General features: G+C 73.0%; 14 protein-coding genes and 1 pseudogene. 10 read left to right on the forward strand and 5 right to left on the reverse strand.

Going from position 1 to position 19,059, the window contains the following annotated elements; translation table 11 throughout:
- Positions 1–53: 53 nt before the first annotated feature.
- Positions 54–1,487, reverse strand: a complete 1,434-nt coding sequence (locus IEW07_RS00350) for a sugar porter family MFS transporter (RefSeq protein WP_188533851.1) — start codon at positions 1,485–1,487, stop codon at positions 54–56.
- A gap of 273 nt (positions 1,488–1,760) precedes the next feature.
- Here IEW07_RS00350 and IEW07_RS00355 point away from each other — a divergent pair, with 273 nt between their 5' ends.
- From IEW07_RS00355 to IEW07_RS00390, 8 genes are all read left to right on the forward strand, one after another.
- The gene (locus tag IEW07_RS00355) at positions 1,761–2,981 is read left to right on the forward strand and encodes an ROK family protein (protein ID WP_188533852.1); all 1,221 of its coding nucleotides are present in this window, start codon (positions 1,761–1,763) and stop codon (positions 2,979–2,981) included.
- Positions 2,982–3,218: 237 nt separating this feature from the next.
- Positions 3,219–4,178 (forward strand): sugar phosphate isomerase/epimerase family protein, encoded by a 960-nt coding sequence (locus tag IEW07_RS00360; protein WP_188533853.1) that lies wholly within the window; start codon positions 3,219–3,221, stop codon positions 4,176–4,178.
- A 35-nt stretch (positions 4,179–4,213) separates the two neighbouring features.
- Positions 4,214–5,140: a sugar phosphate isomerase/epimerase family protein gene (locus IEW07_RS00365; protein WP_188533854.1), complete on the forward strand. Its 927-nt coding sequence runs from the start codon at positions 4,214–4,216 to the stop codon at positions 5,138–5,140.
- On the forward strand, positions 5,137–6,123 hold the full coding sequence (iolC, locus tag IEW07_RS00370) for a 5-dehydro-2-deoxygluconokinase (RefSeq protein ID WP_188533855.1): 987 nt from the start codon (positions 5,137–5,139) through the stop codon (positions 6,121–6,123). The genes IEW07_RS00365 and iolC overlap by 4 nt, the downstream gene beginning before the upstream one ends.
- Positions 6,120–7,058: a Cgl0159 family (beta/alpha)8-fold protein gene (locus IEW07_RS00375; RefSeq protein WP_188533856.1), complete on the forward strand. Its 939-nt coding sequence runs from the start codon at positions 6,120–6,122 to the stop codon at positions 7,056–7,058. Before iolC ends, IEW07_RS00375 begins: the two co-directional genes overlap by 4 nt.
- Positions 7,055–9,004 (forward strand): 3D-(3,5/4)-trihydroxycyclohexane-1,2-dione acylhydrolase (decyclizing), encoded by a 1,950-nt coding sequence (gene iolD, locus IEW07_RS00380; protein ID WP_188533857.1) that lies wholly within the window; start codon positions 7,055–7,057, stop codon positions 9,002–9,004. Before IEW07_RS00375 ends, iolD begins: the two co-directional genes overlap by 4 nt.
- Positions 9,005–9,016: 12 nt before the next feature.
- Positions 9,017–10,552 carry a CoA-acylating methylmalonate-semialdehyde dehydrogenase gene (locus IEW07_RS00385; protein WP_188533858.1) on the forward strand — a complete coding sequence of 512 codons (1,536 nt, stop codon included), beginning with the start codon at positions 9,017–9,019 and terminating at the stop codon, positions 10,550–10,552.
- Positions 10,553–10,641: 89 nt separating this feature from the next.
- On the forward strand, positions 10,642–11,679 hold the full coding sequence (locus IEW07_RS00390; protein WP_188533859.1) for a Gfo/Idh/MocA family protein: 1,038 nt from the start codon (positions 10,642–10,644) through the stop codon (positions 11,677–11,679).
- Positions 11,680–11,773: 94 nt separating this feature from the next.
- Here IEW07_RS00390 and IEW07_RS00395 read toward each other — a convergent pair whose 3' ends face one another.
- Positions 11,774–12,811: a LacI family DNA-binding transcriptional regulator gene (locus tag IEW07_RS00395; protein ID WP_188533860.1), complete on the reverse strand. Its 1,038-nt coding sequence runs from the start codon at positions 12,809–12,811 to the stop codon at positions 11,774–11,776.
- Positions 12,812–12,950: 139 nt separating this feature from the next.
- On the opposite strand from IEW07_RS00395, the gene IEW07_RS00400 reads away from it, so the two are divergent.
- Both IEW07_RS00400 and IEW07_RS00405 read left to right on the forward strand, forming a co-directional pair.
- Positions 12,951–14,129, forward strand: a complete 1,179-nt coding sequence (locus IEW07_RS00400) for a Gfo/Idh/MocA family protein (protein ID WP_188533861.1) — start codon at positions 12,951–12,953, stop codon at positions 14,127–14,129.
- A complete protein-coding gene (locus tag IEW07_RS00405) occupies positions 14,126–15,133 on the forward strand; it encodes a sugar phosphate isomerase/epimerase family protein (RefSeq protein ID WP_188533862.1) in 1,008 nt (335 codons plus the stop codon). The genes IEW07_RS00400 and IEW07_RS00405 overlap by 4 nt, the downstream gene beginning before the upstream one ends.
- 541 nt (positions 15,134–15,674) lie before the next feature.
- On the opposite strand, the pseudogene IEW07_RS20805 reads toward IEW07_RS00405, so the two are convergent.
- The 3 genes and pseudogenes from IEW07_RS20805 to IEW07_RS00420 form a co-directional block, all read right to left on the reverse strand.
- Positions 15,675–16,895 (reverse strand): annotated as a pseudogene (locus IEW07_RS20805) (NAD(P)/FAD-dependent oxidoreductase); the annotation flags it as partial.
- A 70-nt stretch (positions 16,896–16,965) separates the two neighbouring features.
- On the reverse strand, positions 16,966–17,358 hold the full coding sequence (locus IEW07_RS00415; protein WP_188533863.1) for a tautomerase family protein: 393 nt from the start codon (positions 17,356–17,358) through the stop codon (positions 16,966–16,968).
- A gap of 159 nt (positions 17,359–17,517) precedes the next feature.
- Positions 17,518–19,056, reverse strand: a complete 1,539-nt coding sequence (locus tag IEW07_RS00420; protein WP_229741457.1) for an MFS transporter — start codon at positions 19,054–19,056, stop codon at positions 17,518–17,520.
- Positions 19,057–19,059 lie beyond the last annotated feature (3 nt).

Below are 19,059 nucleotides of genomic sequence, written 5' to 3' on the forward strand. Positions count from 1 at the left end.
CGCGGACGGGCCCCGCCGGCCGATGCCGGCGGGGCCCGTCGTGGGCGAGCCGCTCAGACGGTGTTGTAGTTGGCCTCGAACTCCGCCTCGAGGTCCTCGAGGGTCTTGCCCCGGGTCTCGGGGACCGAGGTGGCGACGAAGAGCAGGGCCAGGAAGCCGACGAAGGCGAAGAGCAGGAAGGTCCCGAAGCCCAGGGCGGCCACCAGCGGGGGGAAGACCAGGGACACGATGGCGTTGGTAGTCCACAGGGCCAGGACCGTCACGCCGATCATCACGCCGCGGAACTTCAGCGGGTAGATCTCGGCGATCATCAGCCACACCAGGGGCCCGATGGTGCCCTGCATGATCCCGATGAACGCGAGGATGCAGAGCATCAGCAGCCAGGGCCGCAGCGCGTTGCCCTCGGGCAGGCCCAGGCCGACGAACCCGACGAGCAGGTGGGCGATCGTGGTGCCGGTGAAGCCGAAGATCAGCAGGGTGCGGCGGTTGAACCTGTTGATGATGGCCAGGGCCACGAGCATCGCGCCCACGGACATCACGCCGTTGAGGACGTTGAAGCTCAGCGCGGCGTTGCGGGAGAACCCCGCCTCCTCGAGCACCTGGGTGCCGTAGTACATCATCGAGTTGATGCCGGTGAGCTGCTGGTAGGCGGCCAGGCCCAGGCCGATGAACAGCAGGCGGCGGACCCAGGGCAGGGACTTGATGTCGGCCCACCCGCCGAGCTGCTCCTGCTTCTCCATCTCGGCCAGCGCGCGGACCTCGGCCATCTCGGCCTGGGCGCGCTCCTCGGAGCGGACCTGGCGCAGCACCTCCAGCGCCTCGTCCTCACGGCCGTGGGCGATCAGCCAGCGCGGGGACTCCGGCATGCGCAGCATCCCGAAGAACAGCACCACGGCGGGGAGCACCGCGATGATGAGCATGTAGCGCCAGACGTTCTCGTTCTCGCCCCAGACGTTGCCGATCACCGCATTGATGGCGAAGGCCAGGAACTGGCCGGAGACGATCATGAGCTCGTTGCGGGAGACGATGCTGCCGCGGTTCTCGAAGGGGGCGACCTCGGCCAGGTAGACGGGCACGGTGACGGAGGCCCCGCCGACCGCGAGCCCGAGGACGAGCCGGAAGGCGAGCAGGCTCAGGAACGTGGGGGCCAGCGCGCAGCCCAGCGCCCCGATGAAGAACAGCACGGCCAGGATGATGATGTTCTGGCGCCGGCCGATCCGGTCCGAGATGCGGCCTCCGGCCAGGGCCCCGATGCCCGCCCCGATGAGCAGGACGAAGGTGATCAGCCCCTCCTGGGTGGGGGTGATGCCGAAGTAGTCGGTCATGAAGGACAGGGCGCCGTTGAGCACGCCGGTGTCGTAGCCGAAGAGCAGCCCGCCGAAGGTGGCCATGACGGCCACCAGGCCCAGCCGGCGGTTGTGCGGGCAGGCTCCCACGGGTGGGAGCTGGAGGTCGACCGCGTGGGTGATGGGAGCGCCGTGGGACACGTCGGTTCCTTTCGTTCGGGTCGCCGGCGTGATCGTCGTCAGCGCCTGGCAGGTGGTCGCCGGGCCGTCGCGGGGCGATCGGCGGCGGGGGAGGCAGGGCGGTCGAGCCGGCACCGGCTCGGTGGGCCGCCCTCCCTCGGTCGGCGGAGACGCCGTGGCGTGTGCTCCGCATCACAAGTACGCTCATAAGATCACACCGGAATGAAATTATGTCAAGACATAGCGACAAAAGCGGTGGGGACGCGTGCGGCGCGAGCTGACTAGGATCCGAGGATGACCACTGTCGCGTCCTCCGGGGAGTCCGTCCGCATCGGCGACGTGCGGGAGCGCAACCTGGCGGTGGTCCTCCGTTGCGTCGACGACCTCGGGGTGGCCTCCACCGCGGAGCTGATCGGGTCGACCGGGCTGGTGCAGAGCAGCATCAGCAAGCTGCGCGCCCAGCTGGTGGAGAAGGGGATGCTCCAGGAGGTGGGGATCGCCCCGACCGGCTCCCGGGGCCGGCCCGCCACGGCGGTCCGGCTCGGCGGGGACTGGGCGGCCGCCGTCGGGGTGGACATCACCAGCGAGGCGATCCACGTGCGGGTCGTCACGCCCTCGGGGGAGCACCTGGTCGCCCGCGACACCGAGCTCGGCCCCGGCACGCCGGTCCGCCAGGCCGCTGCCCGCATGCACCGCCTGGTCCGCGAGGCCCTGGCCGACTGCGGCGCCCTCGACCGGCCGGTCTCGCTCGTGGTGGCCCTGCCCGGCCTCGTGTCCGGGGGGCTCGTCACCGTGACCAGCCGCGACTGGCGGCGTGAGCCCGAGGCCCTCCTGTGGGAGCACCTGCCCTTCGACGCCCGGGCGGTGCGCGCCGTCAACGACGGGGCCGCGGCGGTCACCGCCGAGGTGCGGCTCGGGGGCCGCCGGCACCGGTCCACCCTGGCGATCTTCCTCGGCAGCGACGGCATCGGCGGCGGCGCCTTCGACCACGGCGCCCTCGTCAGCGGATTCGGCGGGGCGGCCGGCGCGTTCGGGCACACGATCGTCGAGCCCGGCGGGGAGCAGTGCTTCTGCGGCCAGCGGGGCTGCCTCGAGCGCTACGCGGCCGTCGCCGCGATCGCGCGCGCGGCGGAGCTGGACCCCGGGCCCGGCGCGAGCCTGGAGGACGTCGCCGCGGAGCTGGCCCGGCGCGCCCGGGCCGGCGACGAGCGCACCCTCGGGGCCCTCGCCCGCGCCCGCCGGTACCTGGAGCGGGCCATGGCGCAGATCGGCCCCATCCTCTGCCCCGAGCAGATCGTCCTGACCGGCAACCTCGTCCCCCTCGCCCCGTGGCTGGAGCGAGCGGGATCGGGCGAGGAGCCGGCGCAGGTGCCCGCGGCCATCTGGCACCGCCCGGTGGAGGGCAGCCGGCTCGGCGGCCGGTCGGTGGTGCTCGGCGCGGCGGAGATCGCCCGGCTCGCCATGCTCGACGCGCCCCTGCGGTGGGGCCCGCGGCGCCCGTCGCCCCTCGCGTAGGCGGCGGGGCGCCGGCGGCTCGCACGGCCCGGGCCCGGCGGCGCTCGCCCCGGGGTCCGTCCCGTCCGGTCTGCCGTGCCGCGCCCGGGCCGACACGAATCCGACGACTTAGACGGTATGTCTTTACAAACTGACCTGAGTACGTATTCTGGATGTGATCCGGACCACTGAGCGACCGGGCGCCCCGCATCCGCTCCGTGGCGCCGGCCCAGCACCAGCACCAGGAAGCAGGTCACCATGGCGCAGCAGAACGCGACCACCACCGCCGCCGAGTCGGCGCAGCAGGAGAAGAACCCCGTGCTCATCGGCACCGCTCCGGACTCCTGGGGCGTGTGGTTCGCCGACGACCCGAAGCAGACCCCCTGGGAGCGCTTCCTCGACGAGGTCGCCGAGGCCGGCTACTCCTGGATCGAGCTCGGCCCCTACGGCTACCTCCCCACCGACCCCGCACGGCTCGCCGACGAGCTGGCCCAGCGGAACCTGAAGGTCTCCGCCGGCACGGTGTTCACCGCGTTCCACCGCGGCGCCGAGCAGTGGCAGGAGGCCTGGGAGCCCGCCCGGAAGGTCGCCGAGCTGACGGCCGCCATGGGCGGCGAGCACATCGTGGTCATCCCGGCCATGTGGCGCGACGACGTCACGGGGGAGGCGCTCGAGGACGAGCGCCTGAGCGCGGAGCAGTGGAACGTCCTGTGCGCGGGGCACGACCGGCTCGGCAGGGTGCTGCGCGAGGAGTACGGCCTGCAGCAGCAGTTCCACTCCCACGCGGACTCCCACGTGTGCGGCCAGCCGGACATCGAGACCTTCCTCCAGCGCACCGACCCCGAGCTCGTGACCCTGTGCCTGGACACCGGCCACGCCGAGTACGGTGGCGCCTCCTCGGTCGACCTCATCCGCAAGTACCCCGAGCGCATCGGCTACCTCCACCTCAAGCAGATCGACCCGGTGGTGCTGGAGCGCGTGCGCCGCGAGAACCTGACGTGGGCCGCCGCCAACCTGGCCGGGGTCATGGTCGAGCCGCCGGCCGGTCTCCCGGACCTCGCGCAGGTGATCGCCGAGGTCGAGAAGCTGGAGCGGCCGATCTTCGGCATCGTCGAGCAGGACATGTACCCCGTCTCCTCCTTCGACGTCCCGCTGCCGATCGCCACCCGCACCCGGTCCTACCTCATGGGCTGCGGCTCCCGCACCCGCGTCCGCTGACCCGTCCGAGCACCACCGACCTGGAGAACCCGTCCATGAAGATCGCTCTCGACCCCACCCCGTTCCACCACACCCACTCCCTGCTGGAGTTCCCGGCGCTCGCCCGCGAGCTGGGCTACGACTGGCTCCAGCTCACCCCGCACGCCGACTTCCTGCCCTTCTTCAACCACCCCAAGGCCGACGACGACCTCGTCGCGGCGCTCCGCAGGGAGTGCCGTGACGCCGGCGTGCAGATCGCCTCGGTGCTGCCGGTGCTGCGCTGGTCCTCCCCGGACCCCGACGCCCGCGAGGCGGCGGTGCGCTACTGGAAGCGCGCCATCCGGATGACGGTGGACCTCGGCGTGGAGCAGATGAACACCGAGTTCCAGGGCCGGCCGGAGCTGCCCGAGGAGTCCGAGCGGGCGTTCTACCGGTCCATGGAGGAGCTGCTGCCGATCATCGAGGCCGAGGGCGTGCACGTGGCCATCGACCCGCACCCCGACGACTTCGTGGAGCAGGGCCTGGCCGCGTGGCGGGTGATCCGCGGGGCGAACTCGAAGAACCTCGGCTTCGTCTACGTGGCGCCCCACACCTTCCACATGGCGGACGCGCCCCTCGACATCATGGCCGCGGTGGGCGAGAACCTGCGCATGGTGCACGTGGCCGACACCATGGACCACCACCGCTCGCACGGGCTGCGCTACATCACCAACCCGCCCGGCAACGCCGTGCGCGTCCACCAGCACCTGAAGATCGGCGACGGCGACGTCGACTGGGACGAGTTCTTCGGCGGCCTGGCCGCCAACGGCTTCCTCGACCGCGAGGAGACCGTCATGGTCTCCTCCGTGTTCGCGGAGGACGAGAACGCCCCGGAGGTGTCCCGCTACCAGCTCGCGCAGATGCGCGAGCGCGCCGACGCGGCCCGCACGGCCGCGGCCCGGACCCGTCAGCAGACCGCGCAGAAGGCGGAGGCCCACGCATGAGCTACGACGTCCTGACCATCGGGCGCATCAGCGTCGACATCTATCCCGACGACATCGGCGTCGGCCTGGAGGACGTGACCACGTTCCGCAAGTACCTGGGCGGCTCCCCGTCCAACGTGGCCGTCGCCGCCGCCCGCCACGGCGAGTCCGCCGCGGTGGTCACCCGCACCGGCGACGACCCGTTCGGCGTCTACCTGCACCGCGAGCTGGCCCGCTACGGCGTCGACGACCGGTACGTCACCGCCGTGCCGGGCCTGCAGACCCCCGCCACGTTCTGCGCGATCCGGCCCCCGGAGGACTTCCCGCTCTACTTCTACGGGCGCTTCCCGACGGCCCCGGACCTGCAGATCCGGCCGGAGGATATCGATCCGGAGGCCGTGCGGGAGACCCGCATCCTCTGGTCCACGGTCACGGGGCTGTGCCAGGAGCCCAGCCGCTCGGCCCACCTGGCCGCGCACGCGGCCCGTCCCCGCGAGCAGCTGCGCGCGGGCCAGCACACGATCCTCGACCTCGACTACCGGCCCATGTTCTGGGCCTCCGAGGACGAGGCCCGCGCGCAGGTCCACGAGCTGCTCCAGCACGTGAGCATCGCCATCGGCAACGACAAGGAGTGCGCCGTGGCCGTGGGGGAGGGCACCCCCGACGAGCAGGCGGACCGGCTGCTCGCGGCCGGCGTGCGGATCGCCGTGGTGAAGCTCGGCCCCGAGGGCGTCATGGCGAAGACCCGCGACGAGCGGGTGGTCTCCGCGCCCGTCCCGGTCGAGACCGTCAACGGCCTCGGCGCGGGCGACTCCTTCGGCGGCGCCTTCTGCCACGGCATCAACCAGGGCTGGCCGCTGGAGCAGGTGCTGGACTACGCCAACGCCGCCGGCGCGATCGTCGCCTCCCGCATCTCCTGCTCCGACGCCATGCCCACCCCCGACGAGGTCTTCCAGCTGCTGCGCGAGCGCGGCCGCGCCGTTCCCCAAGGAGCCACCCGATGAGCACCGAACAGATCGAGATCGGCACCGACGCCGACCCGCGCCGCTACGAGCACCTGAGCCGGATCCGGCTCGAGGACCCCCGGGCCGTCCAGCGGGCCGCCGACTCCCGGCGCCGCCACCCCGGCCTGGTGTACGGGCAGCAGAACTTCGTGGTGGCCGCCGACCACCCGGCCCGCGGCGCGCTGAAGGTCCGCAGCGACCCCCGGGCCATGGCCGACCGGCGGGACCTGCTCGACCGCCTGCAGATCGCCCTGGCCAACCCGCGGGTCGACGGCGTGCTGGCCTCCCCGGACGTGCTCGACGACCTGCTGCTGCTCGGCGCGCTGGAGGGCAAGCTCGTGTTCGGCTCGATGAACCGCGGCGGGCTGCCCGGGCTGGTCAACGAGATCGACGACCGGTTCACCGGCCACACCGCCGAGGCGCTGAACCGGATCGGCGCCGACGGCGGCAAGATGCTCACCCGCATCTGCTTCGAGGATCCGCACACCACCGCGGTGCTGGAGAGCACGGCCCGCGCCGTGGACTCCCTCGCGGCCCTGGAGCTCATCGCCATGGTCGAGCCGTTCATCTCCCGGATCACCGACCGGGGCATCGTCAACGACCTCTCGGCCGACGCCGTGATCCAGTCCGTGGCCATCGCCCAGGGCCTGGGCGGGTCCTCCGCCCACACCTGGATGAAGCTGCCCGTGGTCGAGGAGATGGAGCGCGTCATGGCCGCCACGACCCTGCCCACCGTGCTGCTGGGCGGGGACCCGAGCGGGTCACCGGACGAGGTGTTCGCCACCTGGGAGGCCGCGCTCGCCCTGCCGGGCGTGCAGGGCCTGACCGTCGGGCGCACCCTGCTGTACCCCGAGGACGGGGACGTCGCCGGGGCCGTGGCCACCGCCGCGTCCCTGCTGGAGGGCCTCCCGGCCCGGGGCGGAGCGGTCCGATGAGCGCGCGCACCCTGTCCGTCTCCCAGGCGCTGGTGGAGTTCCTGGCCAACCAGTGGACCGTCGACCGCGTGGGCGGCGAGGAGTACCGCGAGCGGACGTTCCCCGGCATGTTCGGCATCTTCGGCCACGGCAACGTGGCCGGGGTGGGCCAGGCGCTGAAGCAGTGCCAGCAGCAGGACCCGCGGCTGATGCCCTACTACCAGGGCCGCAACGAGCAGGCCCAGGTCCACCAGTCCGTCGGCTACGCCCGCCACACCCGGCGCCGGGCCACGTTCGCGGTGAGCACCTCGATCGGCCCGGGCGCCACCAACATGGTCACCGGCGCGGCGCTGGCCACGACCAACCGGCTGCCCGTCCTGCTGCTGCCCTCGGACCAGTTCGCCTCCCGCGCGCCGGACCCCGTCCTGCAGCAGCTCGAGCGCCCCGACGCCGGGGACCTGACGGTCAACGACGTCTTCCGCCCCGTCTCCCGCTTCTTCGACCGGGTGTGGCGGCCCGAGCAGCTGTACTCCGCCCTGCTCAACGGCATGCGCGTGCTCACCGACCCGGCCGAGACCGGCGCGGTGACCATCGCCCTGCCGCAGGACGTGCAGGCGGAGACGCTGCAGGTGCCCGAGGAGTTCCTCGCCCCCCGCGAGTGGCGGATCCGCCGCCCCGCCCCGGAGGAGGAGGACGTCCGTGCGGCCGTCGCGGCCATCCGCGCCGCCGAGCGCCCCGTGGTCATCGCCGGCGGCGGGGTGCACTACGCCTTCGCCACCGAGCAGCTGCGCGAGTTCGCCGAGGCCACCGGCATCCCCGTCACGTACACCCAGGCCGGGGTGGGCGTCATGGACTGGGACCACCCCCTGTGCCTGGGCGCGGTCGGCTCCACCGGCTCCACCGCCGCCAACGCCGTGGTGGCCGACGCGGACCTCGTGATCGGCATCGGCACCCGCTACGAGGACTTCACCACGGCCTCCCGCACCGCCTTCCAGCACCCGGACGTGCGCTTCGTGAACATCAACGTGGCCGCCTTCGACGCCTACAAGCACGGGACGTCCGTGCCGGTCGTCGCCGACGCCCGCAAGACGCTCGTGGCCCTCACGGCGGCCCTCGGCGGCCACCGGGTCGGGGCCGACCTCACCCGGACCGTCGAGGCCGAGAAGCAGCGCTGGGACGAGACCGTCGACGCCGTGTTCGCGGAGCGCCACCTACCCCTGCCCAGCCAGAACGAGATCATCGGCGCGGTCAATGAGGCCATGGACGACCGCGACGTCGTGGTGTGCGCGGCCGGCTCCCTGCCGGGCGACCTGCACAAGATGTGGCGGGTCAAGGACCCCTGGGGCTACCACGTCGAGTACGCGTTCTCCTGCATGGGCTACGAGATCGCCGGCGGCCTGGGGGTCAAGCGGGCCGCCCTGGCCGAGGCGGAGCGCACCGGCGCCGAGCCGCGCGACGTCGTCGTGATGGTCGGGGACGGCTCGTACCTGATGATGCACACCGAGCTCGTCACGGCCGTCGCCGAGGGCCTCAAGCTCGTGGTCGTGCTCATCCAGAACCACGGCTACGCCTCGATCGGGGCGCTGTCCGAGCAGCTGGGCTCCCAGCGCTTCGGCACGAAGTACCGCTACCTGGACGGGCAGCGGCACAGCTTCGACGAGGGCTCCACCCTGCCCATCGACCTGGCCACCAACGCCGAGTCCCTCGGCGTGCGGGTGCTGCGGGTCGAGCCCGGGGACGGGGTGATCGACCGCCTCCGGCGGTGCGTGGCCGAGGCCAAGGCCGCCCCCGAGGGCTCCGGGCCCGTGCTCGTGCACGTCGAGTCGGACCCGCTGATCGACGCGCCCAGCTCCGAGTCGTGGTGGGACGTCCCCGTGACGGCCACCGCCACCCTCGGCTCCACGAACGAGGCCCACGAGGTCTACCAGCAGCACAAGGCCCGGCAGCGTCCGCTGCTCGGGAACTGAAGGAGGAACCCCATGACCCAGCAGATCGACAAGACCCAGCAGCAGGTCCAGCACATCGAGCACTTCATCGCCGGGGCCCGCAGCGCCGGCTCCGGGGACAGGACCCAGGAGGTCTACAACCCCGCCACCGGCGAGGTCTCCGGCATCCTGCACCTGGCCTCCGACGAGGACCTGCAGCGGACGGTGGCCGCGGCGCGGGCCGCCGCCGACTCCTGGGGCGACGTGTCCCTGTCCCGCCGGATGGCCGTGCTGTTCACGTTCCGCGAGCTGGTGGCCGCCCACACCGACGACCTCGCCCGGCTGATCACGGCCGAGCACGGCAAGGTGCTCTCCGACGCCAAGGGCGAGGTCGGCCGCGGCCTGGAGGTCGTCGAGTTCGCGTGCGGGATCACCGAGCACCTGAAGGGCGAGTTCTCGGACCAGTTCTCCACCGGCATCGACGTGTACTCCTTCCGCCAGCCCCTGGGCGTGGTGGCGGGCATCACGCCCTTCAACTTCCCGGTGATGGTGCCGCTGTGGATGGCGCCCGTCGCGATCGCCACGGGCAACGCGTTCATTCTCAAGCCCTCCGAGCGGGACCCCTCCCCGTCCCTGCTGATCGCCGAGCTGTGGAAGCAGGCGGGCCTGCCGGACGGCGTGTTCCAGGTCCTGCACGGCGGCAAGGAGGCCGTGGACGGGCTGCTGACCCACCCGGACGTCGACGGCATCTCCTTCGTGGGCTCCACCCCGATCGCCCGCTATGTCCACGAGACCGCCACCAAGCACGGCAAGCGCGTCCAGGCCCTGGGCGGGGCGAAGAACCACGCCGTCGTCCTCCCGGACGCGGACATGGACGTCGCCGCGGACAACATCAACGCCGCGGCCTTCGGCTCGGCCGGGGAGCGCTGCATGGCCATCTCCGTGGCCGTGGCCGTGGGCGAGGCCGCGGACCAGCTCGTGGACAAGCTCGCCGAGCGCGCCCGGGAGATCACCGTGGGCAACGGCATGCACGAGGCCTCGGACATGGGCCCGGTCATCACCCCGGCCTCCAAGGACCGCATCCAGAAGATCGTCACCGCCGCCGAGGAGGACGGCGCGGCGATCGTCGTGGACGGGCGCGACCTGATCGTCGCCGACCACGAGGACGGCTTCTTCGTCGGCCCCACCGTCCTCGACCGGGTGCGCCAGGACATGCAGGCCTACGAGGAGGAGATCTTCGGCCCCGTGCTGGTGGTGCTGCGCGTGGACAGCCTCGAGGCGGCCATCGAGGTCATCAACGCCAACCCCTACGGCAACGGCACCGCGATCTTCACCTCCTCGGGCGCCTACGCCCGGCAGTTCAAGCGCCGCGTGTCCGTGGGCATGATCGGGGTCAACGTCCCGATCCCCGTGCCCGTGGCGTGGCACTCCTTCGGCGGCTGGAAGGCCTCCCTGTTCGGCGACCACCACATCTACGGTCCCGACGGGGTGCGCTTCTACACCCGCGGCAAGGCGGTCACCGAGCGGTGGCCCGAGCCGCACCACGCGTCCGGGGCGTCCTTCGCGTTCCCGTCCTCGTCCGACCACTGACCCAGGCGCCACCCCTGCTCCCGCCGGTCCCGGACCGGCGGGAGCGCCCCGCACACCCCGCCCCGCAGGGGCAGAGGAAGGAGACCACCATGAACAACCCGTTGCGCGTAGCCGTCGTCGGAGCCGGCCGCATGGGCGCCGACCACATCGAGCGCATCCACCGCCGGATCAACGGCGCCGAGATCGCCGCCGTCGTCGACATCGACAGGTCCCGGGCCGAGGCCGCCATCGCCCACATCCCCGGCGCGGTCGCCCACACGGACTTCCAGGAGGTGCTCGACCGGGACGACGTCGACGCCGCCCTGATCGCCACGCCCGGGTTCCTGCACGAGCAGGTGCTGCTGTCCGCGATCGAGCACGGGCTGCCCACGCTGTGCGAGAAGCCGCTGACCCCGGACGCGGAGTCCTCCTGGCGGGTGGTCGAGGCGGAGGCCGCCGCCGGCCGGCAGCTGGTCCAGGTCGGCTTCATGCGCCGCTTCGACGCGGGCTACCTCGCGCTGCGCCGGATGATCGAGGAGAAGACCTACGGGGAGCTGCTGACCCTGCACCACCAGCACCGCAACCCCACCACCCCCGCGGGCTTCACCAACGAGATGATCATCAACGACTCCGTGGTGCACGAGTTCGACGCCGTGCGCTTCTTCACCGGCGAGGAGATCACCTCGGTCCAGGTCCGGATCGGGCGCTCCACCCGCAACGCCCCGGCGGGCCAGCGCGACCCCCAGCTGGTCCTCATGGAGACCGAGTCCGGGATCCTCGCCCAGGTCGAGGCCTACGTCAACGCCCAGTTCGGCTACCAGGTCGCCACGCAGGCGTCCTTCGAGACCGGCATCGTCGGGATCGGCGGCGACCAGGAGCCCTACGTCCGCACCGCCGGGACCTGGGGCGGCCAGGTGACCCCCGGTTTCGAGGAGCGCTTCGTCGAGGCCTACGACCGCGAGATCCAGGCGTGGGTCGACGCGGCGGCGCGCGGGCAGATCGGCGGGCCCTCGGCCTGGGACGGCTACGCCACGGCGGCGTGCTGCGAGGCCGGCGTCCGGGCGCAGGCGAGCGGGGAGATCGTGCCCGTGCAGATGCAGCCCAAGCCGGAGCTCTACGGCACGGCACAGGTTCCCGCCCGCGCCTGAGCGGCAGCGGCGGGCCTGCGTCAGGGCGCGGCGGGGCGGCGGCCCCGCCGCGCCCTGACGCGTCCCCCCGGCGGGGCGACGGCGCGCTCCTCCGTCACGCGGTCGAGCGGGGCGCCGCGGTGGACCCCCGGACGACCAGCTGCGGGTCGAGCAGGACCGCCGTCTCCGGGGCGGGGCTCCCCCCGATCCGTGCCACCAGCCGCTCGGCGGCCACCGCGCCGATCTCCGCGTTGCGGCTGTCGACGGTGGTCAGCTGCAGGAGGTGGGTGGAGGCGATGGGGGAGTCGTCGTAGCCGACCACGGAGAGGTCCTGCGGCACGCGCCGCCCGCGCTCGCCGGCCGCGGCGAGCGCCCCCATGGCCATGGTGTCGTTGGCGGCGAAGACCGCCGTGGTCTCCGGCGCGGTGTCGAGCAGGCGCACCGCGGCGACGTAGCCGTCCTCCTCCGTGGTGGCGCCGTCCCCCGCGACGGTCCGCGGCTCGAGACCGGCCGCGGCCATCGCCTCCGCGAAGCCCTCCGCCCGCAGCCGGGCCGCTCCGCCGCCGCCCGTGAGATGGCCGATCCCGCGGTGGCCGAGCCCGACCAGGTGCTCCGTCGCCAGGCGGGCGCCGAGCCGGTCGTCGTTCGCGACGACGTCGGCGCCCGGCACCACGCCCTCCCGGTGGCCGGCCACCACGACGGGCAGCCCCTCGGGCACGCGCATGGCCCCGGTCGGCTCGGTGGCGATCACCAGCCCGTCGACGCGCATCGACAGGAAACCGTCCAGCGGGTGCGCCTCCACGTGGGCGTTGAGCGTGTGGTCCGCGACCGCGATCCGCAGCCCGTGCGGGGCGAGGCCCTCCTGCAGGCCGCGCAGCAGCTCCACGAACCAGAGGTTCCGGTAGTCGTCGATGACGACCCCGATGGTGCGGGTGGTCGCGCCGGCCAGCGCCGCGGCCGCCTGGCTGGGCCGGTAGTCCAGGCGGGCCATGGCGTCGAGCACGGCCGTGCGCCGCGCCTCCGACACGCTGGGCGACCCGCGCAGCACCAGGGACACCAGGGACTTAGACACCCCGGCGGCCTCGGCGACGTCGTAGATGGTGGGCCGGCGGCGGGCCTCGGTTCCGGTCACTGCGCACTCCTCGGCAATCATGTCCTGACATATCCCTTGACGTGTCCTGTGACTGATTCTACGCTGTGATGGAGCGCTCCAAAGAGAGGTGCGTCACACTGCCGCACCGCTCCCGCCGCACTCCTCACCCCGTCTCCCATCCCCGTTCCCAGGAGGGACCATGACTGACAGCATCGGCATCGCCGTCATCGGCGCCGGCATGGCCGGGCAGGCCCACGCCGCCGCCTACCGCGTCGCCCCCACGCTCTACGACCCCGTCCTCCCGCCGCTGCGCTACGTCGCCATCGGCGACGTCAACGAGCAGCTCGGCGGCCACGTCGCCCGCCGCTACGGCTACGAGAACGCCGTGGCCTCCTGGGAGGCGATCGCCGAGGACCCCGCGGTGGATGTGGTCAGCGTCGTGATCGCCAACAGGTTCCACCGCCAGGTGGTGGAGGGCCTGCTGGAGGCCGGCAAGCACGTCCTGTGCGAGAAGCCGCTGAGCGACACGCTCGAGGACGCCCGCTCCATGGCCCGCGCCGCGGCCGCGGCGGACTCCATCGGCCGGGTGGGCTTCACCTTCCGCCGCACCCCCGGCATCGCCGCCGTCCGGGAACTCATCCTGGACGGCACCCTCGGCAAGGTCCTGCACTTCAGCGGCCGCTACTGGACCGACTACGGGTTCAACCCGAAGGCCCCGATGAGCTGGCGCTACAAGGGCGGGCCCGGTTCCGGGGCGCTGGCCGACGTGGGCAGCCACCTGTCCTACGTCGCGGAGTTCCTCTGCGGGGACGTCCGCTCCGTCAGCGGGGGCCGGCTGGCCACGACGATCACCGAGCGCCCCCTGCCGCTGGGGGCGGTGACCGGACACCACCTGGTGGAGGTCGGCGACGAGCACGAGCCGGTCGAGAACGACGACTACGCCGCCTTCTCCGCCGAGTTCGCCCAGGGCGCCGGCAGCCTCGAGGTCTCCCGGGTGGCCGCCGGGCACCCCAACACGCTGACGTTCGAGGTCTTCTGCGAGAAGGGCGCGGCCCGGTTCAACCAGCTGCGCCCGGCCGAGATCGAGCTGTTCCTCACCGACGGTCCCGAGGCCACCAACGGCTACCGCACCATCAACCTGGGCCCGGGCCACCCGTACCTGTCCCAGGGGCTGGCCATGGACGCCCCCGGCGTCGGCTTCGGGCAGAACGACGCCTTCGGCTACCAGGCACGGGCGTTCCTCGAGGAGGTCGCCGGACTGGACGAGGCCTCGTCCCTGCCCCGCAACGCCTCCTTCGACGAGGGAGTGCACAACATGGAGATCCTCGAGGCGGCCGTGGAGTCGGCCACCCACCACGGAAAGAAGGTCGTCCTGTGAAGCTCGGCGTCTACAACGCGATCCTGCACGACAGGCCGCTCCCCGAAGCACTGAAGGTCATCGCGGACCTGGGCCTGACCGGCATCGAGATCAACACCGGAGGATTCCTGCCGGCCGTCCACGTCCCCGACATGGACCGGATCCTCGAGAGCGACGCCGCCCGCGACGACTACCTGGCGATCTTCGAGGGGACCGGCGTCTCGATCGCAGGCCTCAACTGCAACGGCAACCCGCTGCACCCCAAGCGGGAGATCGGCGAGAAGCACGCCGAGGACATCCGCCGCTCCATCCGGCTCGCACACCGCCTGGGCCAGGACCGGGTGGTGACCATGTCCGGGCTGCCCGGCGGGGAGCCCGGGGCCACCGTGCCGAACTGGATCGTCAACGCCTGGAACTCGGCGGCCCTGGACGTCCTGGACTACCAGTGGGGCGTCGTCGCCGATTTCTGGAAGGAGACCGACCGCCTCGCGGCCGACCACGGCGTGAAGGTGGCCCTGGAGCTGCACCCGCAGAACGTCGTGTTCAACACGGCCGATGTCCGGAAGCTCATCGAGCTGACCGGTGCCACCCACGTGGGCGTCGAGCTCGACGCGTCGCACCTGTTCTGGCAGCAGATGGATCCGGTCGCCGTCGTCCGCGAACTCGGCCCGCTGATCTTCCACGCGGCCGCCAAGGACGTCCGCATCAACAAGGAGAACGCCGCGCTCTACGGTGTCCTGGACAACAGCTTCCGCCGCCTCTCGCCCGAGGAGAACCGCACCAACCTCGGCGGGGATGAATGGGCCAACGAGTGGCCCAAGGACTCCGCGTGGGACTTCGTGGCCCTGGGCCGCGGCCATGACACCGCCTTCTGGACCGAGTTCCTCACCGCGCTGCAGGAGGTCGACCCGGACATGGCGGTCAACATCGAGCACGAGGACGTCTCCCTGGGCCGGATCGAAGGTCTCGAGGTCGCCGCCTGCGTGCTCAAGGACGCGGCCGCAGCGGTCCCCGTGCCGCGCTGATCGCGCCCGGTGCGCGCGAAGGGCGCCTCCCCGGCCGGGGAGGCGCCCTTCGCGCTGTCCGGACGGCGGTGCAGCGGCGAGCGGCCCGCGGCTGCCGGTCCGGGGCGGCCGAGGAGGGGATCGGGACGACCCCGTGCTGGACGTGCCGGCGCAGCACGACCTGCCCCACGCCGGCTCCGTGGGCGCGGGCGATCTCGAGCAGCACCGGCTCCGCCGGCAGCTCTCCGCCGCGCCCGAGCGGACTGACGGCATCGGCGGGGCCCGGCGCCGTCAGTCCGTCTCGGGTCCGGTGCAGAAGTGGCAGGGCTCCGGGCACGCGTCGCCCGCGGGGAGGGCGGCCGAGGGGCGGTCCGGCTGCCGGAGTGCACGGGGCGCACCTGGGCGAGGATCGCGCGAGGGCCGGAGGGAAGAGGGGAGGAGCGGGGTGGGGAGGGGCATGGCATCCAGGAGGTCGGTCGGCGGGACGGGGATGGGGAGGCAGCGGTGCGGTCGGCCCCGGGGCCGACCGCACCGTGCCGGGCCTGCTGCCGGGGACCTCGCGGGCAGCGGACCCGGCGGGCGGGAGGGTGCTGCCCGCGGCCCGGTGGGTCTCAGGCGCCGGTGGTCGCGGCCACGGCGGGCCGGGGGGGGAGGCCGCGTCCTGGAATGCACGGTAGGGGGTGGCCACGTCGCTGGTGTCGGTGGTGTCCCGTCCGAGCGCTGCGGCCAGCGTCCAGTCGGTGAGCACCCGGAGCTTGCGCTCCCAGGTGGGCACGGCCGCCCCGTGGTAGCCGCGGTGGGCCAGCCAGGCCGGGGCGCCCGTGAGCTTCACTCCGAGAATGCGGCCCACGCCCTGGTGCCTGCCGAATCCGGCCACGGCCCCGAGGTTGTGGTGCCTGTACTCGGTGAGGCGGCCGTCGCCGGACCGGACGGCGAGCAGGTTGCGGGCCAGGTGCTTGGCCTGGCGCACGGCGTGCTGGGCGTTGGGCACGCAGTACCCGCCCACGCCGCCGCCGGTGAGGTCGGGGACGGCGGCGACGTCCCCGGCGGTCCAGGCCCCCGGGACCGGGCGGCCGGCCTCGTCGAGGACGCGCAGGGTGGCGTCGGCGGTGACCCGCCCCCGGGCGTCCAGGGGGAAGCCGTAGTGGCGGGCGGCGGGGGCCGGCTGCACCCCGGCGGTCCACAGCAGCGTGTCCGCCTCGAGGGTCCGGGCAGGGGCCCGGTCGGGCATGGCGACCAGCTCCAGCACCCCGTCCACGGCCGAGGCCAGGGAGGTGTCGAGCAGCACCTCGATGCCGCGGGAGCGCAGGTGCTCCACCACCCACTCGGCCTGCTCGGCGGTGACCTCGGGCATGACCCTGCCCATGGCCTCCACCAGCACGAAGCGCAGCTCGTGGGCTCCGACCCGCGGGTTGGCCGCCACGGCCTGGCGTGCCATGTCCTCCAGCTCGGTGATCGCCTCGATCCCGGCGAAGCCGCCGCCGACGCCGACGACGGTCAGCGCCCGCGCCCGCTCCGGGCTGCCCTCCGGGAGCAGGGAGGCGTGCTCGATGCGTTCCAGGACGGAGTTGCGCAGCTGGAGGGCCTCCTCCACGTGGCGGGCCTCGACGGCCCCGGACGCCACCTCCGGCAGCAGGGGCTGGTAGGTCATGTACGGGCGGGGGTCGACCACGGTGACCACCCCGCCCTGGGCGGCGACCTTCTGCTGCAGCTTCATGGCGACGTACAGGCCGACGTAGCCACCCCCGATCACGAGGACGCGGGAGGAGGTGCCGGAGAACATGTGGGAAGAGGGCAAGACGGTGAACCTATCGTGACGGCGCTGCTGGGGCGGTGGTGCAGGGGTGGGACGTTCAGAGGTGGCCCTCGAGGAACTGGGCGACGCCCTCGCCGAAGGACCAGTCGGCGCGGGTGTTCTCGGTGACCGAGATGATGAGGTCGTGCGGGTCCAGCCCCGTGCGCTGCTGGAGCCGCTCGGCCAGGGCCCGGTACATGGCTCTCTTCTGGTCTTCCGTGCGGCCCTGCTGGAAGACCTGGACGACCACGAGGTCGTCGGTGCGGGTGAAGCCCAGCCCGGTGTCCTCGGCGATGATCTGGCCGGGCCGGTGCTCCGTGATGATCTGGTAGCGGTCGCGGGCGGGTGCGGCGAAGGTGTCGAGCATGACGTCCTGGACGACGTCGGCGAGCTCGTGCAGCTGGGCCGGGGTGCGGCGGTTCTCGATGACGTCGATGCGCACGAGGGGCATGGCGGGGCCTTTCGGAGGAGACAGGGTGGAGAAGGCGGAGTGGAGGCGACGCGGTGCAGGCGCCGGGCCCGGTGCGTGGGGCGGGAGCGCGAGAGGCCGGCGTCAATGTGAATTTGACCATATGTCAGGACATTTAGGAAGACCTGAGGGAGGTCCGGGTCACATCCCGGGCGCCCGGGGCGTTCCCGATGCGGCCCCGTCGTCCGAGGTGCTCCGCGGGCCGGCGCGCTCCGGCGGGGGGAGGGGGCCGGGGCGCCCGGTGAGGTGGGCCGCCGCCGTGCCGGGGAGCCTCACAGTCCCCACCAGGGGCACCAGCAGGAGCAGCGCCAGCACGGTGAAGGCGGCCCGGTAGGGGAAGAGCTCGCCGGCGGTGTCCGGCCCCAGCGCGGTGGAGGACTGCAGGACCAGTGCGCCCACGGCCACGCCGAGACCCGTGGCCAGCTGGGCGCTGGTGGCGGAGAGCGTGTTGGCGGAGGGCATCCGCTCGGCCTCCACATCGGCGAACTGGAGCGAGTTGTAGGCGGTGAAGCCCACGGACCGCAGGGCGCCGCTGAGCAGCAGCAGGGTCACGACCGCCGGCAGCGGCGTCCGCTCGGTCAGCAGCGTGAACGCCGCGAGGCACGCGGCTCCGCCCGCCACGGCGGCGATCAGCACGGTGCGGAAGCCGAACCGACGCAGCAGGGGCGTGGTCATCGGCTTGACGCCGATGTTGCCGAGGAAGACCGCGGTGACCAGGAGCCCGGCCTGCGCGGGCGAGCCCCCGAACCCGTCCTGGAACAGCAGGGGTAGCAGGAATGGCACCGCGCTGATCACCAGCCGGTAGACGAAGCCTCCGGAGTTGGCGGTCCGGTAGGTGGTGATCCGGTAGAGCCGCAGGTCCAGCAGCGGCTCGTCCGTGCGCAGCATCCACCGGACGGCGAGCGCGGCGCCGGCCCCGGCGGCGCACAGCAGCAGGATCCCCGTTCCGGCGCGGTCCGTGCCGGAGACCAGCTCCATGCCGGTGACCAGGCTGAACAGGGCGACGGAGCACCACAGCAGCCCCCACCGGTCGAGCCGGCCCGGGGCGGCGCCGGAGTCCGGCACGGTCCGCAGGGCCACCACCAGGGCGAGCAGGCCCACCGGCACGTTGACCAGGAAGATCCACGGCCAGCCCGCCCAGGTGGTCAGGAGCCCGCCGATCAGCGGCGCCAGCAGGGCCGGCCAGGTGATCCAGGCGATGGCCTGCAGCAACCGGCGCTTGTCCGTGGCCCGCAGCACGATCAGCTGGCCCACGGGGACCATCAGGGCGCCGCCGAGTCCCTGCAGCACCCTGCCGAGCGCGAGCGCCGGGAGGCTTCCGCTGGCGGCGCAGAGCACGGACGCCAGCGTGAAGACCGCGATGGAGCCGCAGAAGACGCGCCGGGGGCCGAACCGCCGTGCGAGCCATCCGCCCACGGGGATGAAGGTCGCCACGGTGACCAGGTAGGCGGTGGCCGCGATGCCCACCTCCGCGCTGGACACGCCGAGGTCCGCGGCGATCGCCGGGGCCGCGGTGACGAGGATCGTGCCGTCCAGGTGCTCCATGAACATCACCGTGGCCACCAGCAGGGCGAGCCGGCGGTTCCACGGCGGAGCGGCGGGGTCTGCGGAGGGACCCCGGCCCGCGGCGCCGCGGCCGGGGGCCGGGGCGCCGCGGGCCGGCCGTGCGGGGCGCCCCACCCC

The organism is Kocuria dechangensis (assembly GCF_014636775.1).
GTDB classification, from domain to species: domain Bacteria; phylum Actinomycetota; class Actinomycetes; order Actinomycetales; family Micrococcaceae; genus Kocuria; species Kocuria dechangensis.